This window comes from Cupriavidus sp. C3SS-1, from assembly GCF_057073755.1.
Genome location: NZ_CP172699.1, coordinates 3,388,199 through 3,414,248, shown reverse-complemented (window position 1 = coordinate 3,414,248; position 26,050 = coordinate 3,388,199). Strand labels below are relative to the sequence as shown.

Annotated in this window: 23 protein-coding genes; 7 read left to right on the top strand and 16 right to left on the bottom strand. The window is 67.7% G+C overall.

Translation table 11 applies throughout. The features are described 5' to 3' along the window. Positions 1 to 18 precede the first annotated feature (18 nt). The gene (locus ACIGJC_RS15905) at positions 19 to 633 is read right to left on the bottom strand and encodes an HAD family hydrolase (protein WP_483709954.1); all 615 of its coding nucleotides are present in this window, start codon (positions 631 to 633) and stop codon (positions 19 to 21) included. A gap of 132 nt (positions 634 to 765) precedes the next feature. Here ACIGJC_RS15905 and ACIGJC_RS15900 point away from each other — a divergent pair, with 132 nt between their 5' ends. The 4 genes from ACIGJC_RS15900 (at position 766) to ACIGJC_RS15885 (ending at position 3,569) form a co-directional block, all read left to right on the top strand. Next, positions 766 to 2,010, top strand: coding sequence for a glycosyltransferase (locus ACIGJC_RS15900; RefSeq protein WP_483709952.1), 1,245 nt, complete (start codon positions 766 to 768; stop codon positions 2,008 to 2,010). A 46-nt stretch (positions 2,011 to 2,056) separates the two neighbouring features. Then, on the top strand, positions 2,057 to 2,623 hold the full coding sequence (locus tag ACIGJC_RS15895; protein WP_483709951.1) for an OB-fold putative lipoprotein: 567 nt from the start codon (positions 2,057 to 2,059) through the stop codon (positions 2,621 to 2,623). A gap of 20 nt (positions 2,624 to 2,643) precedes the next feature. Further along, positions 2,644 to 2,844 (top strand): hypothetical protein, encoded by a 201-nt coding sequence (locus tag ACIGJC_RS15890; protein ID WP_483709950.1) that lies wholly within the window; start codon positions 2,644 to 2,646, stop codon positions 2,842 to 2,844. 158 nt (positions 2,845 to 3,002) lie between these two features. Further along, a complete protein-coding gene (locus tag ACIGJC_RS15885) occupies positions 3,003 to 3,569 on the top strand; it encodes an Sbal_3080 family lipoprotein (RefSeq protein WP_483709949.1) in 567 nt (188 codons plus the stop codon). Between the two features lie 4 nt (positions 3,570 to 3,573). On the opposite strand, the gene ACIGJC_RS15880 is transcribed toward ACIGJC_RS15885, so the two are convergent. The 6 genes from ACIGJC_RS15880 to ACIGJC_RS15855 form a co-directional block, all read right to left on the bottom strand. Continuing rightward, entirely contained in the window at positions 3,574 to 4,548 is a 975-nt protein-coding gene (locus ACIGJC_RS15880) for a M14 family metallopeptidase (protein ID WP_483709948.1), read from the bottom strand. 26 nt (positions 4,549 to 4,574) lie between these two features. Further along, positions 4,575 to 5,549, bottom strand: a complete 975-nt coding sequence (locus tag ACIGJC_RS15875) for a Bug family tripartite tricarboxylate transporter substrate binding protein (protein WP_483709947.1) — start codon at positions 5,547 to 5,549, stop codon at positions 4,575 to 4,577. Positions 5,550 to 5,657: 108 nt separating this feature from the next. Beyond that, the gene (locus ACIGJC_RS15870) at positions 5,658 to 6,608 is read right to left on the bottom strand and encodes a LysR family transcriptional regulator (RefSeq protein WP_483709946.1); all 951 of its coding nucleotides are present in this window, start codon (positions 6,606 to 6,608) and stop codon (positions 5,658 to 5,660) included. 115 nt (positions 6,609 to 6,723) lie between these two features. Next, positions 6,724 to 8,214, bottom strand: coding sequence for an efflux transporter outer membrane subunit (locus ACIGJC_RS15865; RefSeq protein ID WP_483709945.1), 1,491 nt, complete (start codon positions 8,212 to 8,214; stop codon positions 6,724 to 6,726). 1 nt (position 8,215) lies between these two features. Then, entirely contained in the window at positions 8,216 to 11,371 is a 3,156-nt protein-coding gene (locus tag ACIGJC_RS15860) for an efflux RND transporter permease subunit (RefSeq protein ID WP_483709944.1), read from the bottom strand. Positions 11,372 to 11,404: 33 nt separating this feature from the next. Continuing rightward, positions 11,405 to 12,652, bottom strand: coding sequence for an efflux RND transporter periplasmic adaptor subunit (locus tag ACIGJC_RS15855; protein ID WP_483709943.1), 1,248 nt, complete (start codon positions 12,650 to 12,652; stop codon positions 11,405 to 11,407). Between the two features lie 571 nt (positions 12,653 to 13,223). Here ACIGJC_RS15855 and ACIGJC_RS15850 point away from each other — a divergent pair. Beyond that, positions 13,224 to 13,949 carry a TetR family transcriptional regulator gene (locus ACIGJC_RS15850; protein ID WP_483709941.1) on the top strand — a complete coding sequence of 242 codons (726 nt, stop codon included), beginning with the start codon at positions 13,224 to 13,226 and terminating at the stop codon, positions 13,947 to 13,949. Positions 13,950 to 13,959: 10 nt separating this feature from the next. Here the strand turns inward: ACIGJC_RS15850 and ACIGJC_RS15845 are convergent, their stop codons facing one another. Then, entirely contained in the window at positions 13,960 to 15,018 is a 1,059-nt protein-coding gene (locus tag ACIGJC_RS15845) for an ABC transporter substrate-binding protein (protein ID WP_483711571.1), read from the bottom strand. A gap of 253 nt (positions 15,019 to 15,271) precedes the next feature. Between ACIGJC_RS15845 and ACIGJC_RS15840 the strand changes: the two genes are divergently transcribed. Together ACIGJC_RS15840 and ACIGJC_RS15835 are read left to right on the top strand one after the other, a co-directional pair. After that, positions 15,272 to 15,949, top strand: a complete 678-nt coding sequence (locus ACIGJC_RS15840) for a response regulator (RefSeq protein WP_483709940.1) — start codon at positions 15,272 to 15,274, stop codon at positions 15,947 to 15,949. A gap of 1 nt (position 15,950) precedes the next feature. Further along, positions 15,951 to 17,444: a sensor histidine kinase gene (locus ACIGJC_RS15835; RefSeq protein WP_483709939.1), complete on the top strand. Its 1,494-nt coding sequence runs from the start codon at positions 15,951 to 15,953 to the stop codon at positions 17,442 to 17,444. An 81-nt stretch (positions 17,445 to 17,525) separates the two neighbouring features. Here the strand turns inward: ACIGJC_RS15835 and ACIGJC_RS15830 are convergent, their stop codons facing one another. The 8 genes from ACIGJC_RS15830 to ACIGJC_RS15795 form a co-directional block, all read right to left on the bottom strand. Beyond that, on the bottom strand, positions 17,526 to 18,995 hold the full coding sequence (locus ACIGJC_RS15830; protein ID WP_483709938.1) for a dihydrolipoyl dehydrogenase family protein: 1,470 nt from the start codon (positions 18,993 to 18,995) through the stop codon (positions 17,526 to 17,528). Between the two features lie 63 nt (positions 18,996 to 19,058). Further along, positions 19,059 to 19,955, bottom strand: coding sequence for a patatin-like phospholipase family protein (locus tag ACIGJC_RS15825; RefSeq protein WP_483709937.1), 897 nt, complete (start codon positions 19,953 to 19,955; stop codon positions 19,059 to 19,061). A gap of 31 nt (positions 19,956 to 19,986) precedes the next feature. Next, positions 19,987 to 20,412, bottom strand: coding sequence for a PaaI family thioesterase (locus ACIGJC_RS15820; RefSeq protein WP_483709935.1), 426 nt, complete (start codon positions 20,410 to 20,412; stop codon positions 19,987 to 19,989). 65 nt (positions 20,413 to 20,477) lie between these two features. Further along, a complete protein-coding gene (locus ACIGJC_RS15815; protein ID WP_483709934.1) occupies positions 20,478 to 21,536 on the bottom strand; it encodes an AbrB family transcriptional regulator in 1,059 nt (352 codons plus the stop codon). A gap of 111 nt (positions 21,537 to 21,647) precedes the next feature. After that, positions 21,648 to 23,162: a tripartite tricarboxylate transporter permease gene (locus ACIGJC_RS15810; protein ID WP_483709933.1), complete on the bottom strand. Its 1,515-nt coding sequence runs from the start codon at positions 23,160 to 23,162 to the stop codon at positions 21,648 to 21,650. Between the two features lie 27 nt (positions 23,163 to 23,189). Further along, entirely contained in the window at positions 23,190 to 23,663 is a 474-nt protein-coding gene (locus ACIGJC_RS15805) for a tripartite tricarboxylate transporter TctB family protein (protein WP_483709932.1), read from the bottom strand. A gap of 264 nt (positions 23,664 to 23,927) precedes the next feature. Beyond that, the gene (locus tag ACIGJC_RS15800; RefSeq protein ID WP_483709931.1) at positions 23,928 to 24,896 is read right to left on the bottom strand and encodes a tripartite tricarboxylate transporter substrate binding protein; all 969 of its coding nucleotides are present in this window, start codon (positions 24,894 to 24,896) and stop codon (positions 23,928 to 23,930) included. A 274-nt stretch (positions 24,897 to 25,170) separates the two neighbouring features. Beyond that, the gene (locus tag ACIGJC_RS15795; RefSeq protein ID WP_483709930.1) at positions 25,171 to 26,022 is read right to left on the bottom strand and encodes a ChaN family lipoprotein; all 852 of its coding nucleotides are present in this window, start codon (positions 26,020 to 26,022) and stop codon (positions 25,171 to 25,173) included. Positions 26,023 to 26,050 lie beyond the last annotated feature (28 nt).

Here is a 26,050-nt window from a genome sequence, read left to right as displayed (position 1 = left end):
GCCCTCTGGTCCGAAGCGCTATAGCAACTGCCTTCGCGCCAACTCCCCTGCCAAGGCGTCCGCCCCCACAAACCTGTACCCGAGCAAGCCAGCATCGATTGCCCCATCGACGTTGGCTTCCGTGTCATCGATGAACAGCGTCTGTGCGGCACTGCATCCGAGCTGGCCGATACAGCCGAGATAGGACCGCACATCCGGCTTGGTCGCACCAAACGCGGCGGACGGATAAACGTGCTTGCCGAACAACCGAGCGACCACCGGATTCAGATAGTCGATATGGTCTGTCACCAGCCGGCAGTTGTTGGTGAGTATCGCGATCCTGTGGCGGCCGGACAGCCTGGCCGCAAGCGCCAGCGTGTCGGCATTGGGCGTGATCGATGCGCGTCGGGAGGCCAGCCAGTCGGCACGATCAACGCGGCAGCCCAGCAGTTGCCCGAGTTCCTGCAGGTACTGGTCATCGCTGATCTCGCCCGCATCGGCGCGTGCTTCAAGCCCGGATCCCCAGATGGCGTGACGCACCTGCTCCGGTGACCGGCCCGTGGCTGCGGCCAGGTGCTCCGCCCGCGCCACGCGGTCATAGTGGGTCAGTACTCCTTCCATGTCGAACAGGACGAGCGTGATCGGTACTGTCATGGCGTCGGTTCCGGTGGATGACCCGAGGCCCCATTGTGCACGGGCAGGCCGTACCATGCCATGCGGGTACACTATCGGGCCGGCCCCGCTGCCCCATCCGCGCAAGCCGCCGATCCCGAAAACTTCCACTGCATGCGCCTGACCCTCATCACCTTCGGCACCCAGGGTGACTGCCGCCCCATCGTCGCCCTCGGCGCGGGGCTGCGCGCGGCCGGCCATGAGGTGCTGATGCTCGGGGAACGGTCGGCGGGGGCGCTGGCGGCCGAGCACGGGCTGGCGTTCGAGGCACTGTGCGGTGACATCCAGGCCACGCTGGCGCCGGGCGGCGCGCTGCACAAGCTGATGACCGAAGGCGGCAACGTCAGCGAGGCCACGCGTGCCTTCGCGCGCATTGCGGAGGACAACACCGCGCAGTGGATGGCGCAGCTCACCGCTGCGGCGCGCGAGCGCGACGCGATCGTGTTCTCCGGTCTGGCCGCCTATGTCGGCATGGCCGTTGGCGATGCGCTGGGCAAGCCCGCCATCGCCGCCGCCATGTTCCCGCTCTCGCCGACACGCGATTTCCCGTCTGCGTTTCTGCCGCCATGGCGCCTTCCAGGCTGGGTCAATCGGGCCACCCATCAACTGATCAACTACGTGCTGTGGCGCATGTTCCGGCCTGCCATCAATGCGGGCCGGCAGGCGCAGTTCGGACTCGCGCCGCGCAAGGCGGTGTGGCAGGACTTCCCGTCGTTGTATGGCATTTCACCGCATCTGGTGCCGCGCCCGCGCGACTGGCATGCGGACTGGCTGGTCTGCGGCGCGTGGACGCTGCCCGCGCAGGACGGCTGGCAGCCGCCCGCTGCGTTGCAGGAATTCCTCGATGCGGGCGAGCCGCCGGTCTATGTCGGCTTCGGCAGCATGGCCGGCTTCGACCGCGACAAGGTGGTGCGCGCGCTCGTGCAGGCCCTGGACGGGCGGCGCACGCTGTTCTATCCGGGCTGGAGCGGCATCGATGTTTCGGCGCTGCCGCCGAACTTCCATGTGACTGGCACGACGCCGCATGACTGGCTGCTGCCACGCATGAGCGCGGCCATCCACCATGGCGGTGCCGGCACTACCCACGCCGTCGCGGCGGCCGGCGTGCCTTCGATCGTGCTGCCGTTCGCGGGCGACCAGTCCTTCTGGGCCGGGCGGCTCGCATCCCTTGGCGTGGCGCCGCGCTACGTGGCCGGGCATGACATCGATGCGGGCAAGCTCGCGGCGATGCTCGCCTTTACGCAACAGCCCGAGGCGCGCGAGAAAGCCGTGGCGCTCGGCGCTGCCATCCGTGCGGAACGTGGCGTAGATAACGCCGTGGCCGCCATCGAGACTTTCTGCCTGCGGGGCAGAACATAACGGCTGCCGCAACACGACAGCCAATCATTTCAAGCAGGAAATCCAGATGTTGAACCGTACCCAGCAGATCCTTATAGCCGTTGTCGCCGTGGCCGTCCTCGGCATGCTTTGGTTTGCCGGCAATGACAAGGGCCCGATCCAGGCACCCGCGAAGGACGACGCAGCCGCCACCGCACCGGCCGCCAGCGAGGTGCGCGGCGTGCCGCGCAACGGCACGCTCGATCCGGTGAGCATTGACCCCGAACGTCCGGCCGACCGCCTGCCCCAGTACCAGGCCGATGCCATCCTGAACGACTACCGCGACGATACCAGCGCGGCCGATGACCGCTACCGCGGCAAGTACATCATCGTCGAAGGCGTGGCCAGCGGCGTGCGGCGCGGCGAGGCGGACAATGTGTTTGTCGATATCCGCACGAGCGACCCGAACGTGGTCGTGCGCGCCCAGTTGCTGCGCCGGCAGATCTGCGGCCCGGCCGGCCGCGTGTGCGAAGTGGAAGCGCGCGCCACCATGGTCCGGCGCGGGCAGAAGGTAGCCGTGGAATGCAACGGCGCAGGGCTGTCCGACGGCACGCCGGTGCTGAGCGATTGCCTGCTGCGCGGCGGCGCCAATTAAGCACTGACCGAGTCAACCCGATGCAAACTGTCCTCTCCGTCCTTGCCTTGCTCATCCTGATCGGCACCATCGTCGGGCTGGTTTCTCCCACATTCATCAGCCAGACCTTGCTGCAAGGCAAGCCCGTCGGGCGACTGCAGATTGCCGTGATCGGCCTGTGCCTGGCTGCGGTGTTGCTGATTCTGGTCGGGCGCCTGGCACAGCCCGTCGCGGGCGGCTGAAACGCCACGCGGCGCGGGCACCGGGCAGTAGCACCTGTTTTGCGCCTCTGTTCCGGGTATTGGCGCGCGCGGCCAGCGCCTACAGTGCGTGGATAAGTTCCCGATGCTCCGTCCGCTGCAAGCGGCGCGGTGGGCATCGGTGCCATCCAGGACACTCCATGAACAATGCACTGCTGGCCGCCGCGCTGGGCCTGATGATTACCGGCTGCTCCACCTACCAGGCCGTCATGCCTGTGGACCGGCCCGAGCAAGGCGACCCGCTCGCCGCCTTCCAGATTCCCGCCGGCAGCGCTGTCGCGGCGGGTCCGCGCGGCAACTATGGCGCCAACGGCGCGCTGTTGTGCGTGGTGGCGAACCCGGTGAGCGGCAATGAATATCTCGACGCGTTCCGCGCGTCGCTGCAGGCGCGCAATTTCGAAGTGAAGCTGCTGCCGCCGTACGCGCCCGTGGTGTCTTGCCCGCTGGTGGCCACGTATTCGGCCAAGAGCGCCTGGTTCTGGATGACGTACCTGAACAGCGTCGACATCATCGTGTACCAGAACGGCGCACGGGCGGGCAAGGCGGTCTACAGCGCGAACCGTAGCGCCGGCGGCATCAACCTGAGCAACTTCGTCATGCCGGAGAGGAAGCTCGATGAACTGGTGGAACAGTTGTTCCCCGGCATGCTGCCCCCGCCGCCTCCGCCAGCCGGCACGCCCGTGGCCGCGCCCGCCGCCGCGTCCTGAGCGTTCAGTCCTCCAGCCGGCCCAGCCGCACCACGGTCACGCCCGGGCGCAGCTGGCGCAACGAGGGCATCACCAGCACGCAGTTCGGATAGGGCGTAACCACCGGCTCGCCCTCGCGCCAACCGATCACGGTGCCGGCCCTGGCGAACGTCTCCAGCCCGGTATAGGGGCCAGCAAAGCGGAAATCCATGCTGCTGGCCACCACGGGCTCGGTCACGCGCACCACGCGCTGCGCGGCCGGCAATGGCTGCAGCCAGCCTGCAGGCACGTCCCGCGCATCGATCACACCCGCATGGATCAGGAAACGCGCCGCGCTGTCCCTCGCGACCGTAACGGCTGCGGCCTCCCAGTGCTGGCCGCATTCGACCAGCAGCGCATTGCGCGCGCTGGCCGGATCGCCGAAGTCCGCATAGTCGCGCATGCGGCGCCCTTCCGGATGGCCTTCGTCGACGATCACGTCTGCCGGCGCGCCGAGCTGGCGAGCCAGCGCGATGCCCTTGTCGAGCGGGCCGGAGACGATCAGCGGACGGCTCTTCTCATGCATCGAGTGCAGGTCGAGCAGCAGGTCGACGGTATCGATCACCGGGCGCATGGCGCGTGCGCGGCGCAATTCGGACGAATCACGGCCGGCGTCATCCAGCACCGCAGCGGTCCAGACGCGGTTGAAGTCCTGGTCGACAAAGCGCGACGCATCCGGGCGCGCCGGGTCGAAGCGCTGATACGCGTCCACATTGGCAAAGGCGAGCGTCATGCGGCCACGGCGCGGCGACACGCCGGCGTCGAGCAGCCCCTTGACGGTGATGGCGCCGCACACCTCGTTGCCATGGGTGAGCGCATTGATCATCACGTGCGGGCCGGGCACGCCGCTGTCGAACGTGAACACGTAAGGGATGCCGCGGTTGCCATCGGCATACGGGCGGATATCCGGGAATTCGACCTCGACCGGATAAGCGTCGAGGGTAAGGGGAGCGTGGGTCATGCTGGAATGTCCTGCGTGGTGACGGCTTATTCGCGGATGCCGGCGGTCTGCACGATGGTGCGGTAGCGGCCGGTCTCGCGCTTGATGAACGCGCCGAACTGGGCCGGATTGGCCGGCGCCACTTCCACGCCGGCCTCCGCCAGCTTCTTCTTCACGTCGGGCATGGCAAGCACGGCCTGCATCTCGGTGTTGAGGCGGTCGATCACCGGGCGCGGCGTGCCGGCCGGGCCCATCAGGCCGAACCACACGCCCATGTCAACGCCCTTGAGCGCCGGGGTTTCCGCCAGCGCCGGCACGTTCGGCGCCACGCCGGAACGCTTGGCCTCGGTCACGCCGTAGGCCTTCACGCGGCCGGCCTGGATATGCGGCAGCGCCGACGACAGCACCATCACCGCCAGGTCGATCTGGCCGCCAAGCAGGTCGGTCGCCATGGCAGAGGCCCCCTTGTACGGCACGTGCGTGATGTTGACGTGGCCCTGCTGCTTGATCAGCTCGCCCGCCAGGTTCAGCGGCGTGCCGACGCCCGACGAGGCATACGACAGCTTGCCCGGCTGCTCCTTGGCCAGCGCCATCAGCTCCGCCGCGTTCTTCGCCGGCAGCGAAGTCTTGCCGACCAACACCATTGGCTGGGTGCCGACGAAGGTGATCGGCGCCAGGTCCTTCTCGCCGTCATAGCGCACCGCCGGATTGGTCAGCCGGGCGATGGACACTTCGCTGCCCGAGCCCATCAGCAGCGTATAGCCGTCGGCCTCGGCCTTGACCACCTTGGACGCGCCGATGGTGCCGCCGGCGCCGCCCAGGTTCTCGATGACCACGCTCTGGCCCAGGCGCTTGCCCAGTTCGGGCGCGACCGTGCGCGCCACCAGGTCGACGCTGCCGCCGGCGGTGTAGCCGACCACCAGCGTGATCGGCTTGGCCGGCCAGCCGGAGGCATGGGCGGCAAGCGCGGAGAAGGCGAGGGTGGCGGCGGCGGCCGCGCGCAGCAGGGTCTTCGTGGTCATGGCTCGGATCGGATTATTGGAATGGGGATGACGCTGGCCCGATATTAGTGAGCGAGCCCGGCTGCGGATTGCGGCTTTGGCAACGGGGGTTGCCGTTTTGGCAATGCCTCAGCCCTGTGCCTGGCTGATTGCGGCCTCCCAGAACGCCTCCGCAAGCGGCCGCATCGGCGCGCGCTGCCGGTACAGGCGTATCTCGAGTGCGAGGTCGGCCTCGTCCGCGCCGCGGCCCGCCGTGGCGCGCACCAGGCGCCCGGCGTGGAGATCGTCCGCAATCAGCCGCGCGGGCAGCCAGGCCAGGCCCATGCGCTGGCGCACCATCTCGTGCACGGACTCGGCGAAGTCGCTGACGGCAATCACGTCGAGCCGGCTGGCGAGCTTGCGGCGTGCGATCTCCTGGTTGACCATGCGGCCGAGCGTCAGGCTGTCGGCATAGGCGATCATGGGCGTAGGGGCCGAGCCCGCACTGCTCTTGCCCGCTTGCAGCCGGAACTGCGGCGCGCCGCGCGCGTCGGCGGCGCTCACGCAGACGAGTCGCTCGACCCCGACAATGTGGAAGCGATAGCGCGCATCGTCGAGCATCACCGGAATATCCGGCGGGCTGTAGCACAGCAGGAAATCGGCATCGCCCTCGGTGAACATCGCGAGCGCATCGTGCATCGGAAACGTGGACAGCCGCGTGCGGAAGCCCGCAGCTGCCTTGTCGTTGCGCAGCGTATGGCGCAGGCCGGCGAGCCAGGCCGGCACCATCGAACGCGCGAGTGTCTTGCCCGTGGCGATGGTCAGCGTGCTGGCGTCGGCGCGATGCGCCGTACGCAGCGCGAGCCGCGCCTCCTCCAGCGTCTGCAGCGCGCCTTGTGCGGCTTCCAGGAACTGCCGGCCCTCGGCGGTCAGGCGTACCGGGAACGCGCTGCGGTCGATCAGTGGCGCGCCGGCCCACACTTCCAGCGCCTGCATGCGCCGCCCGAACGCGGGTGGCGTCACGTTGCGCAGCTCGGCCGCACGCGCCAGGCTGCCAGCCTGGGCCAGGCAGATGAAGTCTTCAAGCCAGCGAATGTGCATGGGAGCAGGGGTCGGGCAGCGTCGACGGATGGGGACATCGCATTATCGGCACAATCGGACCCACCACAAAAAACGGCGCACCAAAGTGCGCCGTCATAGCCACCCAGGGCGAGCCTTACTGCGTGACCGTTCCCGCCGGTGCGGCCGGGGCCGGCGCTTGCGCGACCTCGCCCGTCTCCTTCATTCCGCCACCCAGCGAACGATACAGATCGATCGAGTTGTTCAACCGCAGTTGCCGTGCCTGAATCAGCGCCTGCTCGGCGGTAAACAACTGCCGTTGCGCATCAAGCTCATCCAGGTAGCTGGCCACGCCGCTGCGGAAGCGCAGGCGCGCCAGCTCGTAGCGCGCCGCTTCTGCATTGCGCACCTGCTCCTGTCCCGCCACCTGGTCTTCCAGCGTGCCGCGAGCCACCAGCGCGTCAGCCACTTCCGCGAAGGCCGTCTGGATGGTCTTCTCGTAGTTGGCGATCTGGATGTTCTTGCGCACATTGGCAAGGTCCAGGTTCGACTTGTTGCGGCCATAGTCGAAGATCGGCAGCGTCAGCTGCGGCGCGAACGACCACGCCCCGGTGCCGGAATCGAACAGGTTCGAGAACGTCGGGCTGATGGTGCCAACGCTGGTAGTCAGCGTGATGCGCGGGAAAAACGCGGCGCGTGCCGCGCCGATGTTCGCATTGGCCGACAGCAGTTGCTGCTCGGCCTGGCGGATGTCGGGGCGCTGCTCCAGCAAGTCTGAAGGCAGGCCTTCAGGGATATCACTGATGATGCGTTCGTCCGACAGCCGCATCGGCTCCGGCAGGTTCTCGATGGCGCCGACGGGCTTGCCCACCAGCACTTCAAGCGCGTTCTGCGCCTGCGCGCGCTGGCGTGCCAGCTGCGCGGCGGAGACGCGCGCCTGCGCTACCAGCGATTCGTTGTCGCGCAGGTCCAGCGCGGACGTCGCACCGACGTCGAAGCGCTGCTTCGCCAGCGCATAGGTGCTCTCGCGTGCCTTGAGCGTGTCGCGCGCAATCTCGTACTGCTCGGCGAACGAGCGCTCGGACAGGTAGGCCTTGGCCACTTCCGACACCAGCGAGATATACGCCGAACGATGCGCTTCCTCGGTGGAGAAGTATTGCGCCAGCGCCGCGTTCGACAGGCTGCGTACGCGGCCGAAGAAGTCGAGCTCGTAGGACGAGATGCCCACGTTGGCCTGGTAGACGTCGGTCACGCCGGACTGGCCGAGCACGGTCGCCGATTGGGCGGCCGTGGTGCGGGCCCGGGTGTAGCCCGCGTTCGCATTCACGGTCGGCAACAGGTCCGCACGCTGCACCTGGTACTGCGCGCGCGCTTCCTCGATGCGCAGCGCTGCCTGGCGCAGGTCGCGGTTGTTTTCCAGCGAGGTGGCGATCAGCGCCTGCAGGCGCGGGTCGCGGAAGAACTCGCGCCAGCCGATATCGGTGGCGCGGCGCGTCTCGCCGCTCTTCACTTCGGCGGTGGCATAGCCTTCCGGCGCTGCCGGGAAGCCGGCCGCCACCGGCGGCACCGGGCGCTCATACTTCGGCGCCAGCGTGCAGCCCGTCAGAACGCCGGCCACCAGCAGCAGCGTGGTCAGTGTCTTGGTCATATCAGTTGTCCTCCTGCGCTGCGGTCAGGCGCGCACGTTCGAACTCGTGCTGGCGCTCGCTGCCCTTGAAGCGCTTGCGCACCACGACGAAGAACACCGGCACCAGGAAGATCGCCAGCGCGGTGGCCGTGATCATCCCGCCCATCACGCCGGTACCGATGGCGCGCTGGCTGCCCGAGCCCGCGCCGGTGGCGATCGCCAGCGGCAGCACGCCCAGGATGAACGCCATCGAGGTCATCAAAATCGGACGGAAACGCAGGTGCACCGCTTCCAGCGTGGCTTCGATCAGGCCCTTGCCCTGGGCCTGCAGGTCCTTGGCGAATTCCACGATCAGGATTGCGTTCTTCGCCGAGAGACCGATCGTCGCGATCAGGCCCACCTTGAAGTACACGTCGTTGGGCATGCCGCGCAGCGTCACGCCGAGCAGCGCGCCCAGCACGCCGAGCGGCACCACCAGCAGCACCGAGAACGGGATCGACCAGCTCTCGTACAGCGCGGCCAGGCACAGGAACACGATGATCAGCGACAGCGTGTAGAGCATCGGCTCCTGCGAACCGGCCAGGCGCTCTTCATACGACTGGCCCGACCACTCGTAGCCGAAACCCGGCGGCAGCTTGGCAAAGGCTTCTTCCATCGCGCGCATGGCTTCACCGGTACTGTGCCCCGGCGCGGCCTGGCCCGCTATCTTCACCGCCGGCATGCCGTTGTAGCGCTCCAGGCGCGGCGAGCCCATCACCCACTTCGAAGTCGCGAACGCTGCAAACGCCACCATGTCGCCATTGCTGTTGCGCACGCGCAGCTTGGTCAGGTCGTCCGGCAGGCGGCGGTCGGCGCCTTCGGCCTGCACGATCACCTTGCGCACGCGGCCTTCATAGATGAAGTCGTTGACGTAGTTGGAGCCGAACGCAATCGACAGCGTCGAATTGATGTTCGCCACCGTGATGCCAAGCGCCTTCGCCTTTTCGCGGTCGATGTCGATCTGCAGCTGCGCGGCGTCTTCCTGGCCTTCGGGGCGCACGCCCACGAGCACCGGGTTCTTGGCCGCCATGCCGAGCATCATGTTGCGCGCTTCCATCAGCTTGGCGTGACCCTGGCCCGAGCGGTCCTGCAGGCGGAAGTCGAAGCCCGACGAGTTGCCCAGTTCGGAAATCGCCGGCGGGTTCAGCGGGAAGATGATGGCGTCCTTGATGAACGACAGCGCGCCAAACGCACGGCCGACCAGCGCCTGCGCGGTCTCGTTGGCGCCGGTGCGCTCCTTCCAGTCCTTCAGGCGCACGAACGCGATACCGCCGTTCTGGCCACGGCCGAAGAACGAGAAGCCCGCCACCGTGATCATCTGGTCCACCACCTTGCTTTCCTTCTGCAGGTAGTAGTCCTCGATCTGCTTGAGCACGCCGATGGTACGGTCCTGCGTCGCGCCGTTGGGCAGCTGCACCACGGTGATCATGTAGCCCTGGTCTTCGTCAGGCAGGAACGATGACGGCAGGCGCTTGTACAGCACCACCACGCCCGCGATGATGACCGCGTAGATGATCAGGTAGCGGCCGCTGCGCGCCAGCACGCGTCCCACCACGCCCTGGTAGCTGGTGGAGGCCCGCGCGAAGGTGCGGTTGAACCAGCCGAAGAAGCCTTTCTTTTCGTGATGGTGGCCAGCCTCGACGGGCTTGAGGAGCGTCGCGCACAGCGCCGGGGTCAGCGTCAGCGCCAGCAGCGCCGAGAACGCCATCGATGCGATCAGCGACAGCGAGAACTGGCGGTAGATGTTGCCCACCGAGCCCGAAAAGAACGCCATCGGGATGAACACCGCGGTCAGCACCAGCGTAATGCCGACGATGGCGCCCGTGATCTGGCCCATCGCCTTGCGCGTGGCCTGGCGTGGCGAGAGTCCTTCCTCGCTCATGATGCGCTCGACGTTTTCCACCACGACGATCGCATCGTCCACCAGGATACCGATCGCCAGCACCATGCCGAACATGGTCAGCACGTTGATGGAGAAGCCGAAAGCCAGCAGCGCGCCGAACGTACCCAGCAGCGCGATCGGCACCACCAGCGTCGGGATCATGGTGGCGCGGAAGTTCTGCAGGAACAGGTACATCACCAGGAACACCAGCACCACGGCTTCGAGCAGGGTCTTGATCACTTCCTCGATCGAGATCTTGACGAAGGCCGACGTGTCGTAAGGCACGCTGTACGTGTAGTCCGCCGGGAAGTACTTCGACAGCTCTTCCATCTTGGCGCGCACCGCGGTGGCCGTGGCCAGCGCGTTGCCGGTCGGGGCCAGCTTGATGGCGATGGCCGCCGACGGCTTGCCGTTGGTGCGGGCCAGCGTCGAGTAGTCGGCGCCGCCCAGCTCCACGCGGCCCACGTCCTTGATGCGGACCGACGAGCCGTCCGGATTCGTGCGCAGCAGGATGTTGCCGAACTGCTCCGGCGTGGTCAGGCGGCTTTCCGTGGTGACGGTGGCGTTCAGCTCGGTGCCCTTGGGCGACGGCGTGCCACCCAGTTCGCCCACGGCGACCTGGATGTTCTGCTCCTGTACCGCGGCGGTGACGTCAAGCGGCGTCAGGTTGAAGCCGGTGAGCTTGGAAGGGTCCAGCCACACGCGCATGGCGTATTCCGTGCCGAACAGGTCGGCCTGGCCCACGCCCGGCACGCGGCGGATCGAGTCGATCACCTGCGACGAGACGTAGTTGCCCAGCTGGATGGCATCGGCGGCGCCCGACTTCGACGACACCGTCAGGAACATCATGTAGTTGTTGCCCGCCTTGTCGACGCGCACGCCCTGCTGGCGCACTTCCGCCGGCAGGCGCGCCTCGACGCGCTTCAGGCGGTTCTGCACTTCGACCGAGTTCAGGTCGACGTTCGATCCCGGCGCGAACGCGATGGTGATCGATGCCAGGCCCGACGACTCGCTGGTCGACTGGTAGTACAGCAGGTTCGGCGCGCCGTTGAGCTCCTGCTCGATCACCGAGGTGACGGAGTCCTCGAGCGTCCTTGCCGACGCACCGGGGTAGGTGGCCGAGACCGAGATGGTGGGGGGGGCGATATTCGGGTACTGCGCGATCGGCAACTGCGCGATCGACAGCAGACCGCCCAGCACGATGATCAGCGCGAGCACCCACGCGAACACGGGCCGGTCGATGAAAAACTTGGCCATAGATACTGGCTCCCTCTGTCTGATGCGCTGGGTTTAGCCTTGCTTGGCGTCGGACTTGGCGTCAGCCTGCGCTTCCGCCTTGGCGCCGGCCTTGCTGTCCGAAGCCGGTTGCGGCTCCGAAGCCTGCTTGGCAGGCGCCGGAGCACCGGCGGGCTGGAACGGCACGGCCTTGGCCGGCGCGCCGACCTTGACCTTCTGCAGGCCTTCGACGATCACCTTCTCGCCGCCCTTGAGTCCTTCGGTCACGACCCAGCGGTCGCCGATCGCCTGCGGCGCCTTGACCGGCACCGCTGCCACGTTCCCGTCGTTGCCCACCACCAGCACGCTGGCGCCCTGGGCATTGCGGATCAGCGCGCGCTGCGGCACGGTCATCGCGTTCTCATCCACGCCCTGCTCGATCTTCACGCGCACGAACGTGCCGGACAGCAGCTCGCGCTTCGGGTTGGGGAACTGCGCGCGCAGCGTGATGGCGCCGGTGGTCGGGTCCACGGTCATGTCGGAGAACAGCAGCTTGCCGGTCTGGCTGTACTCGCGCCCGTCTTCCACATACAGGTGCACCCGGGCACCGCCGTCCACGCCCTTGACCGAGCCCGATTCGATGGCACGGCGCAGGCGCGTCACTTCGGCGGCCGGCTGCGTAAACGTCACCCAAATCGGGTCGACCTGCTCGACCACGGTCAGCTTGGTGGCTTCGCCCTTGCCCACCAGCGCGCCCTCGGTCACCAGCGCGCGGCCGGCACGGCCGCTGATCGGGGCGGTCACGGTGGTGTAGCCCAGGTTGATCTGCGCGGTGGTCACGGCGGCCTTGGCCGCGGCGATGTCGGCGTTGGCCTGGCCGGCGGCGGCCACGGCGTCGTCATATTCCTGCTTGCTGACGGCGTTGACGGCGACCAGCGGCTTGTAGCGCTCGGCCTTCTGGCGCGCCGACACGGCGTTGGCCTCGGCCCGCTCCAGCTGGGCCTTGGCGGATGCCAGCTGCGCCTGGTACGAGGCGGGATCGATGCGGAACATGACCTGGCCAGCCTTCACTTCGCCGCCTTCGGTGTAGTTGCGCGACAGCACGATGCCTTCCACGCGCGCCCGCACTTCGGCGGTGCGCACGCCTTCCAGGCGGCCCGGCAATTCATTGACGATGGCGACGGACGACGGCGTCACGGTGACTACGCCCACTTCCGGCGGGGGCATGGCGCCGCCTTGTGGCTTCTTCTCGCCGCAAGCGGTCAGCGCCAGCGCCGACAACGCGGCGACGGCAACGCAATGGATACGTTGGGACTTCCTCATCGATAACCCCATGATGAAATTTTGAGATCTGCCGCGCCGGCCCGGCATGCCTGCTTGTCATCGGGACAACCGGGGCGCGATGCGGTCCGCTGCGTGCCCGGCAGCGGAAAAAGCGTGATGCTAGCCAAACGAAGCGTCACAGCAACGAAGTTGCGACGAATGCGGCTTTTTCTTTGATGAATGGTATGGATGACCGACTGGTCAGTGATGGCGATGGTGCGTCTGTGCGCACAAACCAGCGGGCTGGCCGATCGTCGGGCAAGGGCGTATTATATATACATTCAAGCATGTATGTTAAGCCTGTGCAGCAAAGCGGGGTATTAGGCGCCTGCCTTGCCTTTTCTGGCTGACTGTGTGCAACGGAATTGCCCTTCACGCGTTGAATCAATGCGTACCTGGTCCGTACGCGTTACGATGCGCGCCGGTCGGCGCCGCGGGTTCGCGCTTCGCTGTATTCCGTAAGTAACGATAACGACCCGTTGGTGCAGGCCACCAGCACGCGCGGCTGTCAAGGCAGTCACGCCAGGGAGAGCAAAACTGACCGGCCTGAAGGCCGGCACCAGAGATAGAGATGGTCAGACGCACCAAGGAAGAGGCGCTCGAAACACGCCACCGGATTCTCGACGCGGCCGAAACCGTGTTCCACGCGCGCGGTGTCGCGCGCCCGTCGCTGGCGGACATCGCCGAGGCGGCAGGGGTCACGCGCGGCGCGATCTACTGGCACTTCAAGAACAAGAGCGACGTGTTCGCCGCCATGTGCGACCGCGTGAACCTGCCGGTGGAAGCCCTCTGCGATCCCGAGCGCATCGCGCGCCAGGAAGATCCGCTTGGCGGCATCCGCGACATCTGCGCTTTTGTCTTTCGCCAGACCGTGGTCAACCCGCGCTGGCGGCGCGTATTCGAGATCATCTTCCACAAGTGCGAGATGGTGCAGGACAACGGCGCCATCTTCGAGCGCCAGCGCCAGTCGCATCAGGAAGGCATGGTGAAGATCCGCGAGCACCTGCGCCTGGCGGTGGAGCGCGGCCAGCTGCCGGCCGACCTGGACCTGGACCTGGCCGTGAACGCCTTCCATGCCGCCATCGGCGGCGTGCTGGCGCACTGGCTGTTCTCGCCGCAGGACTTTGACCTGGACGCCAATGCCGAGCGCCTGGCGGACGTCTTTATCGATACCCTCAGATATTCCACGGCGCTGCGCCTGGGCTATGTACCGCGCCCGATGGCCGAACTGGACCGGGAACTGTCCACGCTGTGCGAAAAAGCCGGACAGAGCGGCGACTGCCCGCTGACGACCTGAGCGCCTGAAATCAGCCGCGCATGGCTTCGCGCCAGCGCGCCAGGAAAGTGCGTTTGCGCAGCGTGTCCTGCGCCGCCAGCAAGCCCGGACCCACGCTGATCGGCCTCAGCGCGTAGCCCAGCCGCTCTGACAGCACCGCCGCCGTGTGCGGGTTCTCGGTATCGGTGCGCACCGTATAGAGCTGCGAGGTGGACTTGCCGAGCACGGTCTGCCCTTCACGCGAGAGCAGGAAATCCAGCCACAGCCGCGCCGCGTTCGGCCGCGGCGCGCGCCGTGCGATAAAGGCCACGCGCGACATCACCAGCGTGTAGTCGCGTGGCGCGATGACGTCGATGGCGGCCCCGCGTTCCATCAGCGACAGCGCGTACGATCCAAGCAGGTTGTAGCCGAGCACGAATTCGCCGCTGGCGATGCGCTCGATCATGTCCGCCGTCGAGACCGACAACTTCGCATGAGCCCGCCCGAGCGCCTGCGCCAGATACCAGAATTCGCTGCCCATGCGCGCATCCTGCTGCGCCAGCAGGTAGCCGACCCCCGAACGTTCCACATCGTAGGTGACAACCCTGCCGCGCCAGCGCGGCGCATGCTCCTGCAGCAGGCGCGCCAGGCCGCTGCGGCTGCCGGGCGGCTTCGTGCCGGCGAAGTGCTTGCGGTTGTAGACGATGACCGCCGGCTCGAACGTCGTGCCCCAGGCTTCATCGCGCCACACCGCCCAGCCCGGCAGGCCGCTGCGCTCGGGCGATTGGTAACGCTGCGCGTAGCCGTCATTGACCAGCTTGATCTGCAGGTCCATGGCGGTGCTCCACAGCACATCGGCATAGGCGGAGTCAGGCGCCGGCTGAGCCTTGCCAAGCGCCGCGCTCTCCGCCAGGAAGCGCTGGTTCAGCTCGATCGTGTTCAGGTCCTCGTAGCGCACGCGGATGCCCGGATAGCGCGCCTCGAACGCGCGGATCAGCGGCTGCGCGACGTCCAGATCGGTCGAGGCATAGACATGGACCGTGCCCTCGCGCATGGCGCGCGCGACGGTGACCTCGTACTCGGACGGATAGCTGGCCGGCGGCGCCGGCATGGCGTCCTGTGCCAGTGACCCGCCGGCGAGCGGAACCAGCGCGGCGCCGGCCAGCAGTTGCCGGCGAAGGGCCGAGGCGGGGGCTTGCAGCAGTGCGGGTTCGGATGGCGGCGTGGTCAGGCGCTGGGACACGATGGTGCGGAGCGGCAACGAAGGGCGGGCGCGACGTGCGCCGGTAACGGCAGGGCGGGGGTATTATAGGCGCCCGCGGCCTGTGGGCCGCATCAACAGAACCTGCCGGAGGAGAACCAGCATGCGCATCCTGCTGGTGGAAGATGAAGTGGAGCTGGCGCGCTGGGTGGCCCGCGCGCTGGAGCAGGGCGGCTTCGTAATCGAGCACGTGACCGATGGCCTGCAGGCCGAGGCGCGCCTGGTGGCCGAGGAGTACGACGTCGTCGTGCTCGACCTGCGCCTGCCCGGCAAGGACGGCCTGGCCGTGCTCAAGGCCATGCGCGCGCGCGACGACCGCACCCCGGTGCTGATCCTCACCGCGCAGGACACGCTCGACGAACGCGTGCGCGGCCTGAACCTGGGCGCCGACGACTACCTGCCCAAGCCTTTCGCCATTGCCGAACTCGAAGCCCGCATCCTGGCGCTGATCCGCCGCAGCCGCGGCCGCGCGCACCCGCGCCTGCAATGCGGCACGCTGGTGTTCGACGGCGAGAGCCGCGGCTTCACGCTCGGCGGCCAGCCGCTGGCGCTGACCCCGCGCGAATCGACACTGCTCGGCGCGCTGCTCGCGCGCAGCGGCCAGCCGCTCACCAAGGCGCAGCTGCTCGACAAGGTGTTCTCGCTCGACGCCGATGTCAGCCCCGACGCCATCGAGGTGCTGGTCTACCGCCTGCGCAAGAAGCTGGCCGGGCACGGCGTCACCATCGTCACGCTGCGCGGCTTCGGCTACCTGCTCGAGCCCGAGACCCCGGCCGCCTGATATGTGGCCCCGCAAGCTGCGCCTGCGCGCGCGGCACCCGATCCTGCTGTGGCGGCGCGGCAGCCTGCGCCGCCAGCTGCTCCTGCTGCTGGTGCCGGCGCTGGCCGCCATGATGGCGATCGACACGTGGCTCACCTACGGCACGCTGCGCGATGCCGCCAACACCGCCTACGACCGCTCGCTGTACGGCTCGATCCGCGCCATCGACAACGCCATCGGCATGGCCGGCGACAGCGTCCAGCTGTCGCTGCCCGATGCCGCCATGGAAATGTTCGAGACCGCGGCGCAGACCCATGTGTACTACCGCGTCTCGCTTGAACGTGCAGGGACCATTGAAACCGTCACTGGCTACGACGACCTGCCGTTGCCCAAGGGCGCGCTCGCCAGCAACCAGCCGCGCTTCTACGACGATGACGACTACCGGGGCGAGGCCGTGCGCATCGCCGCCATGGCGCGTCCCGTGTACCGGCCCGACGCGCGCATGCGCGTCATCATCCAGGTCGCCGAAACCTCCGAGCCGCGCACCGCGCTGATCGGCAAGGTCTGGCGCAGCGCGCTCGCGCGCGACCTGCTGCTGGTCGTGCTGAGCGCGGCGATCCTGGTCGGCGGCGTGACCTACGTGCTGCGCCCGCTGGCACGGGTACGCGATGATGTCGAGGCCCGCTCCCCCGACGACCTCACGCCGCTCAGGTTCGAACGCGTGCCGATTGAAGTGAGCCCGCTCGTCGATGCCGTGAACCTGCATGTCGCACGTTCCGAAGCGATGGCGCAGGCACAGGCGCAATTCATCGCCGACGCGGCGCACCAGCTGCGCACGCCGCTGGCCATCCTCAAGACGCAGGCGGAATTCGCGCAGCGCCAGCTATGCGCGCATGGCGATGACCCGGCATCGCGCCAGGCCGCCGGCGAAGCGGTTGGCGGCATCGTCACGCAACTGGAGCAGGCCGCGCGGCTGACCAACCAGCTGCTCGCGCTGGCGCGGGTACGGCAGCACCAGGGCGAAGCCGCGGCGCAGGCCGTGGATTCCGTCGACGTTTTCGATGCCGTCACCGTGGCCGAGCAGGTCGCGCTGGATTACCTGCCTCTCGCGCGCGGCAAGCAGCAGGACTTCGGCTGGGAGCCGACGCCGGGCCTGAAGCTGCCCGTGCGCGCCGATGCGGCGCTGCTGCGCGAGGCGCTGGCCAACCTGGTCCACAACGCCATCCAGTATTCGCCGCGCGGCAGCCGCATCACGCTGTCGGCGCAGCGCATTGACCAGACCGCCTGCCTGATGGTCGAGGACGACGGGCCGGGCATTCCAGCCAATGAGCGCGAGAAGGTATTTGCGCGCTTCTACCGGCGCGTCGGCAACACGGAACCGGGCTCGGGACTCGGGCTGGCCATCTCGCGCGAAATGGCCGCGCGTTTCGGCGGCACCGTGGAACTGACCGAAGGATCGCAAGGGCAGGGCGTCAGGGCACTGCTGCAGCTGCCGGTCAGCGAACAGGGTTCTTGACGGGAATGCCGTTCAGTTGACGCCGTCATTCCCGCGTGCGCGGGAATGACAGTGGGGGCTTGAACCGATTCAACATCCCCGTCAGCCGAACAGTTCTTCCGCCACCGTGGGATGCAGCTGCAGCGTCGTCTCCAGGTGCGATTCGCGCACCCCGAGCCGCAGCGCCACCGCCATCGCCTGCACGATCTCCGGTGCCGCGTTGTCCATCAGGTGTACACCGAGCACGCGCCCCGTGCGCGCATTCAGCACGAGCTTGAACACCGACTGCAACGCACTGCCGCCGAAGCGGTTCTCCAGCGAGACGAAGCGCTTGACCACGGTGCGGATGCGCTCGGGCTTGCCGGCGTCTTCGATAGCCTGGGCCTCGGTCAGGCCGACCGCGCCGATGGCTGGCTCGCAGAACACGGCGGTGGGCACGAAGTCGAAATCCGACCGTTCGCCGCGCCGGCCAAACAACCGGTCAGCCAGCCACCGGCCCTGCGCTGTCGCGACCGGCGTCAGGTGCAGGCCTTCGATCGCATCGCCGATCGCATAGATCGAACGCACCGAGCTGCGGAACTGACGATCCACCGCGATCCCGCCCTTGTCGCCTAGCTTCACACCGAGCGCTTCGAGTCCAAGGCCGTCCACGTTGGACACACGCCCCACGGCCACCAGCGCCGCTTGCGCGCGCACCGATTCAGTCTGCCCCGGCTTGTTGCGCGGGCGATAGCAAACCTCCAGCGCGCCATTGGCCTGGCTGATGAGGTTGACGCTGGCATTCAGGTGCAGCCGCACGCCCTTGGCTTCGAGCGCACCGGCGAGCGCCTCGGCGATTTCCGCGTCGAAATGCGGCAGCAGCCTGTCGCCGGCGACGATCAGGTCTACCTTGACTCCGTAGCGAGAGAGGATCGACGCCTGCTCCACGCCGATGTAGCCGCCGCCGATCACGGCGATCGATCCCGGAACGGTCTGCCACGTGAAGACATCGTCGGAATTGCTGGCGAGTTCACCGCCGGGAATGTCGAGCGTCCTGGGACGCGCGCCCGTGGCGATCAGGATGCGCTTGGCGCGGATGACTTCATCACCCACGCGCACTTCATCGGGCGCCGTGACGGTGGCGTCGCCGCGGATGATATCCACGCCCGCTTCGAGCAGGCGCTGCGCGTAGGCCACGTTCAGCCGCGCGACCTCCGCATTGACGCGCACGATGGCGTCGCGCCAGTCCTCGTGCCCGCCCGTATGCGACAGGCACCCGGACAGGATCGCGGCCCAGCCGGCCCCGTAGGACAGCATTTTCTTGGGCACGCAGCCGCGATTGACGCAGGTGCCGCCGATCTCGTCGCGCTCGATCAGCACGACGCTGGCCCCATGCGACGCCGCGCGCCGCGCGCAGGCGACGCCGGCGGAGCCGCCGCCGATCACGACGAAGTCCGCCTTGCGCGCACGCGACGGCTTGCCGCCCTTGCCGCGCGCACGCGGCACGCGCTCCACGGCTGGTTCCGCACTGACTTGACGGGCCCGCCTTGGTCCGTTGTCGGACGTGGCGGTTGTTGTCTGGCGCTTGCTCATCCATGCCTCCTGTCGCGGCACGCGGCCGCATCGACAAACGATCGGACCGGCACCAGCAACGCGCTAGGCGCCGGACTTCAGTTCCGTATTCAGGATCGACGGCCAATCGCGCAGGAAAGTTTCCCCGTCGCGGCGGCCAAGGTCATAGGCGTGCGTCATGGCATCGGGCCGGGTGTAGTCCCAGCTCGAAATCGGCACGCGTTGCGAAGGCTGCAGGTACAGGCGGCGCTGGCCGCCGCTTTGCACCACGAAACGGCGCGGGCGCGGGTACAGCCGCGTCACCAGCACCAGCACATTGCCCGGCGTGGCGTCGAGCGCGTCCACGGGCACGTTGTCCACCAGGCCGCCATCGAGCACGGCACGCCCTTCCCGCCGCAGCACCGGCGTGAAGGGCGGCGTGGAGGCGGATTGCAGCAGCAGATCGGCCAGCTGTTCCGGCGAGCCGCAGTCCTGCGCGCGCACGAACTCCGGCCGGAAGCCCAGCTTGCGCCCGAGGCGCGGATGCAGCGTCTTGAGCACGTGCTTGTCGATGTTGTACGCCAGCAGGCCCGCCGCTACAGCCAGGCGCGGCCCGCTCCAGCGCGGGATATGCGCCACGCCGATGCGGATTTCCGGCGCCTGCTGCAGGTGCGCCAGGCGTCCGTCGGCAAAGATCGACAGCAGCGCCGTGCGGTAGATGCCGTAGTGCGGGAACACGCGCTCGCCGCGCAGCAGGTTGCCCCAGTAGGCATTGCGCTTGTTGTTCGACAGCACCTGGCGGTAGTACGCCATGGTCTGCTGCGAGTCGTGCGCATAGATCATGCAGGCCGTGGCCGCGCCGGCGGAAATGCCGGCGATCACGCGGGGCCGCAAATGCAGTTCCGGCGCGACCACGTCCCACCAGCCCGCCTGCCACCAGCAGCGGTTGCCGCCGCCGGCAAAGACGATCTGGTCGAATGGTTGGGCCGTGCCTGCGGTCATGCAGCGTTCCGGAAGTCGTTGGCCTGCCGCGTCACAGCAGGGCGTAGGTCGTGGTGGCCTGCACGGCCAGCTTGCCATCGGTGCCGGTCAGCTCGATTTCGCCGAACACCACGGTCTTGCCGAGGCGCAGCACGTTGGCCCGCACCAGCACGTCGCCGTCGATCACGGGACGCATGAAATTGGTGTTCAGGGTAACGGTGGTCATCGGCCGGAACGCGCCGAGCGCGCTGGCTACCGCGACGATCATCGCCGTGTCGGCGGCGGACATCAGCACCTGCCCGCACACCACGCCGCCCGCATGGCGGAACATCTCCTGGAACGGCAGCCGCAGCGTGATGCCGGCGGCATCGACGGCCTCGGCGCGCAGCCCGAGCTGGCGCACCCACGGCGCGAGCACGCGCTCCAGCGTGGCATCGATATCGGCAAGGGTCATGCGGCCTTCGGCGGATTCGGACATGGCGATCCTGGTCTTGTTATCCCGCTGGGATTGTCGCCCGGTGGCCGCCCGGCAAGGGGTGGCCGCTATTCCGTCTCCTCCGGCGCGACGCGAAGCTTGAGCCAATGATACAGGGGGCCCGTGGCCAGCACCACGAAGGCCATCCGGATCACATGGAAGGCTGTCACCAGCGGCACGCCAAGCTCCAGCACCTTGGCGGTGATGCACATCTCGGCAATGCCGCCAGGCGTGGTGCCCAGGATCATCGTGGCCGGGTGCGCGCCGGACAGGATCGAGATCACCCAGCCAAGCAGCGCCGACACCAGCAGCGCCACCACCGTGTACAGCGCCACGCCCGACAGGAAGCGCGGCGCGGTATGCAGGAAGTCGCGCGAGAATCGCGCGCCCAGCGATACGCCGATCAGCAACTGCCCGGCGCGGCTCATCCACGTCGGGATGGCCGACAGTTCGATGCCGGAAGCGGTCAGCACCGCCGCAGCCAGCAGCGTGCCGATCACGAACGGATTCGGCATATTGAGCCGCCGCACCAGCAGCGCCACGCCGAGCGTGATGGCGATCAGCGCGAGCAGGCCCGGCGCGCTGACCGTGCGCGGCCCCGGGATGTACGGATCGAGTCCATGGATGCCGCCGTACTGGAAGATGGCCGGCACCGCTACCACCACCAGCAGCACGCGCAGCGAATGCGCGGCCGCAACCTGGTCGATGCGCGCGCCATTGCGTTCGGCCAGGTTGGCCATTTCCGAGGCGCCGCCGATGGCCGTGGAGAAATACGCGGTCTTGAACGCCACGCCCGTGGTCCTGCGCAGCAGCAGCGCACCGCCCGCGCCCAGTACCAGCGCAAACAGCGAGGCGGCGACGATGTAGGGCAGGAACTCGAGCAGGCGGGCCACCACGTCCGGCGTGAAATACAGGCCCAGCGATGCACCGATCACCCACTGGCCGGCATTGCGCGCCTGCGTCGGCGAACGCAGGTCCGCGCCGGCCATGCGCGCGCCAGCCACGGACAGCAGCGGCCCGATCATCCACGGCAGCGGTGTGCGCAGCACGGTACAGAGCAGGGCGGCGGCCAGGCCGAGCAGCAGCGTCAGCGCGACCGGCAACCAGCGATGGGAGGCAAGACTCATGATGCAGCGGCCTGGCGGGGGAGCCGGCGCCTTTGTTGTCGTGTTCCGGAATGCATGAAGCCCGGCGCGAGAGCGCCGGGCTTCGTTCAGCTTATGGCAGCGGGCAGCTTATCACGCCGCATTGTCCGCCTGTTCGTGCGCAGACGGGCGGTTGGCATGCCAGCGCAGCAGGCGCGGAATCACCACCACGGCCACGGTCATGGCCAGGATGGTGGCCGAGATCGGCTGCTTCACGAACAGGCTCCAGTCGCCCTGGCCGATCGACAGCGCATTGCGCAACTGCTTCTCGGCAATCGGGCCGAGGATCAGGCCGACGATGACCGGCGCGGTCGGGAAGTCGAAGCGGCGCATGACCATGCCGAGCAGGCCGACCACGAACAGCAGCAGCAGGTCGAACCACGACTGGCGGATGCCGTAGGCACCGAGTCCCGCGAAGATCAGGATGCCGCCGTACAGCAGCGGCGTCGGCACGCGCAGCATGCGCACCCACAGGCCGATCGCCGGCAGGTTCAGCACCAGCAGCATCACATTGCCGATGTACAGGGACGCCAGCAGGCCCCACACCAGGTCGCCCGAGGTCTGGAACAGCATCGGGCCCGGCTGCAGGTTGTAGTTCTGGAACGCCGCCAGCAGGATCGCGGTGGTGTTCGAGGTCGGGATGCCAAGCGTCAGCAGCGGGGCCAGCGTAGCCGTCACCGCGGCGTTGTTGGCGGCCTCGGGGCCAGCCACGCCTTCGATGGCGCCGACCTTGCCGAACTCTTCCTTGTGGTTCGACAGCTTCTTTTCGGTGGCGTAGGACAGGAACGTCGGGATCTCCGCGCCGCCGGCCGGGATCAGGCCGAACGGGAAGCCGATGATGGTGCCGCGGATCCACGCCGGCACCGACCGCTTCCAGTCCGACTTGTTCATGTGGACCGAGCTGAGCTTGTTGAAGGTTCCTTCCGGCTGCGGGAAGAACGCATTGAACAGCGCCTCGCCCACGGCGAACAGGCCCACGGCGACCACCACGATATCGACGCCGTCGTACAGCTCCTGGATGTTCATCGAATAGCGCGTCTGGCCCGACAGCGAATCCATGCCGATCAGGCCGATGCCCAGGCCCAGGAACAGGCTGGTCATGCCGCGCAGTAGCGACGAGCCCAGCACGGCCGAGACCGTGGTGAACGCGAGCAGCATGATCATGAAGTACTCGCCCGGACCGAACTCCAGCGCGACGTCCGCGGCCACCGGCGCGAACATCGACAACAGCACGGTGGCGATGGTGCCGGCCACGAACGAGCCGATCGCAGCCGTCGCCAACGCCGGGCCCGCGCGGCCATTCTTGGCCATCAGGTTGCCTTCCATGGCCGTGACCATGGTGGAAGACTCGCCCGGCGTGTTCATCAGAATCGAGGTGGTCGAGCCGCCGTACATCGCGCCGTAGTAGATGCCGGCGAACATGATCAGCGCAGCAGTGGGTTCGACCTTGGCCGTCAGCGGCAGCAGCATCGCCACCGTCAGCGCGGGGCCGATGCCGGGCAGCACGCCGATGGCGGTGCCAAGGAAGCAGCCCACCAGGGCCCACAGCAGGTTGATCGGCGTGATGGCCACGGCGAAGCCGTGCATCAGCTGGTTCAGGGTATCCATTCGTGACTCCTGGGTGGTCAGGCGGGCTCAGAAGCCGGCGATGGGAAGCAGCGGCAGGTTGATGCCGAGCAGGAATTCAAACAGCGCCCACATCGGCAGCGTGATGCACAAGCCGATGATGGCGTCGCGCACGATGCGGCGGCTGCCGTAGCCGCGCGCCACGCAGATCATCAGCAGCGTGGACGACAGCACGAAGCCGAGCGTGCCGATCAGCGCCATGTTCAGCACCAGGCCGGCCGCGACCCACAGGAAGCCCTTGAAGTTGTGCGGGGCGTCGGGCAGTTCGGCATCTTCTTCCGGCATGTTGCGGAAGCCGCCGCGCACGCCTTGCCAGGTCAGCAGCGCGCCGCATACGGCCAGGCCGATCGCCACCAGCGTGGGTGCGAAACGCGGCGACAGGCCGGCATAGCCTTCTTCACCCGAAATGCCCGACAGGCCCAGGAAGAAGAACAGCGAGAGCGCCAGCACGGCAATGCCGATGGCGAGATGGGAGGGTTTCATGGAGACTCCTTGCCTTTGTCGCCAACCGGGAGAGGCTGGCGTCCGCGACGCTGGCTTTCTGATTCCTGCGCGGCCGCAGGGCCCGGCGACATGTAGTTTTGGTTTGGGTATCGCAGGTGGCAGACGCCGGGCCCCGCGCCGTTTTCCGGGCCACCCTCTACACCAGTGGCTTCGGCAGGCACGACAGGTAACTCATCAGCACTGCTTGGGTCCGCGGGGCTGCGGACCCGTACTGCAAGACGCGCAAAGGCGCCTTTTTGCTGCTTACTTCGCCACGCCCAGTTCGCGCAGCGTGCCGCCCAGGCGGGCCGATTCGCTGTCGACGAACTTGCCGAACTCGTCGCCGGTCAGCAGGAACGGCGTCCAGTCATTCTTCTGCAGCGTTTCCTTCCAGGCCTTGCTCTCGGTCGCCTTCACCACGGCGTCGATCATGGCCTTGCGCTGTTCGGGCGTGGTGCCCGGCGCGCCGTAGACGCCGCGCCAGTTGTAGATCTCGACGTTCACGCCCTGCTCCTTGAGCGTCGGGATATCCGCGGTGCGGTCCTTGGAAGTCACCGCCAGCGCGCGCATCTTGCCGCTCTTGATGAACGGCAGGAATTCCGAGACGCCGGCAATGCCCACAGTAACGTGACCGCCGAGGATCGAGGCCGAGGCCTCGCCGCCGCCCTGGAACGGCACATAGTTGATCTTCTTCGGGTCGACGCCGATGTCCTTGGCGATCAGGCCGGCCAGGATGTGGTCGATCGAACCCTTCGAGCCGCCGCCCCAGCTCACGCTGCCCGGATTGGCCTTGAGTTGCGTGGTCAGGTCCTTGATCGACTTGATCGGCGAGGCAGCCGGCACGGTGATGACCATGGTGTCGGCGAACAGGCGCGCGATCGGCGTGGCGTTCTTCAGCGTGACCGGCGGATGGTTGGTCTCGATGGCGCCGACCATCACCGCGCCGACGACCATCAGCGCGTTGGGGTTGGCCTTGTCGGTATTGACGAACTGGGTCAGGCCGATGGTGCCGCCGGCGCCGCCCTTGTTGTCATAGGTGGCCGTCTTGGCAACGCCCGAGGCGATCATCGCCGCGCCCAGGCCACGGCCGGTCTGGTCGTAGCCGCCGCCCGGGTTGGCGCCGATCATGAACTTGACGGTGTCCATCGCGAAGGCCGGTGCGGCGGCGACGGTGGCCGCAACGGCGGCCGAGGCCATGACGACGTGGGCGAAACGCTGAATCGAGCGGCGCATAACGGTCTCCTTCTCCTGGAATGTTCTTGCCGTATCTTCGGCTCGCCGTCATGGCGTAGCGTGTCCGGAAATCGGGAGAAAGGGGATGGCTACCGTCACGAAAAACCGTAGCTCGCTGTCTCCTGTCCGTTGCACGCGTGGCATGCCGGCCTCGTTTTTGGATGTCTGCATGACCTGTTGACAAGTCATGTGCCGGATTCTAGGCGTTGGAAACTGTCAAAAGGCTGTCAGATTGACAGCCATGGCATCGGGGTTTACGTGGATGGCGGGCGATTCAGCGTGCGGCGGGCGCCTGCATGGCCTTGCCTGCCACGGCGTCGCGGCAGGGATCTTCGCGCTCCACCGGCGCCACGGTTACCACGCGGTCGAAGCCCGCCGGGTTGCCGTGGCCGCGTTCGAGGTAACCGATGCTGACCGCTTTGCCGTCACCGGCGCCCAGCCACCGCGGCACGCCGATGTCGTTGCGCACATGCCCGTTCCCCGCGATCAGCACCGCCCCGCGCGCCGCGTAGGGCCGCAGCGTGGCGGCCATCACGGCATCGCGCGCGGCTTGCGCGTTCAGCATGCCGGGCAGCATCGCCTTGGGGAAATTGCCGCAATGGCCTTCGTCCAGCACCGCGGTCTGCGCCGCCACCAGGTCGGGGGGCAACGCACCGGTCAGGCCGAGTTGCGCGCGCTGCTGGGGCGCGAACAGGCCATCAAGGCCGGCGCGCACGATCTTCGCCGCGTCGGCACGCGACAGGTTCGCGGCCAGCAGCGGCAGGTCGTACTGCAGCGCCAGTGCCACCACCGGCTGGTACAGCGGCCACTGCCAGCCGCTGCCGCCGGCCTGCGCGATCAGGTAGTCGGCGTCGGTCGGGCGTTCGCGCCGTGCGCGGTCGATGTCGGCCTGGCGTTCGCGGTCGAACTGTTCCATGGCAATCGCGGGGCGCCAGCCCTGCTCAACGGCGCGCGCGAGGGCGGCGAGCCGCTGCTGCTGTCCGGCGGCGTTGTCATGGACTTCACCGAGCAGCACGTAGGACTTGCCGGCGAATGCTGCGCTGACCGCGTCGGGACCCGGCGCCGGCGGCGTGGCGGCGCAACCGGTGGCGAGCAATGCGGCCGCGGCAATGCGAGGCAAAGTCATGCAGTGGTCTCCAGGAGCTTGAACATCC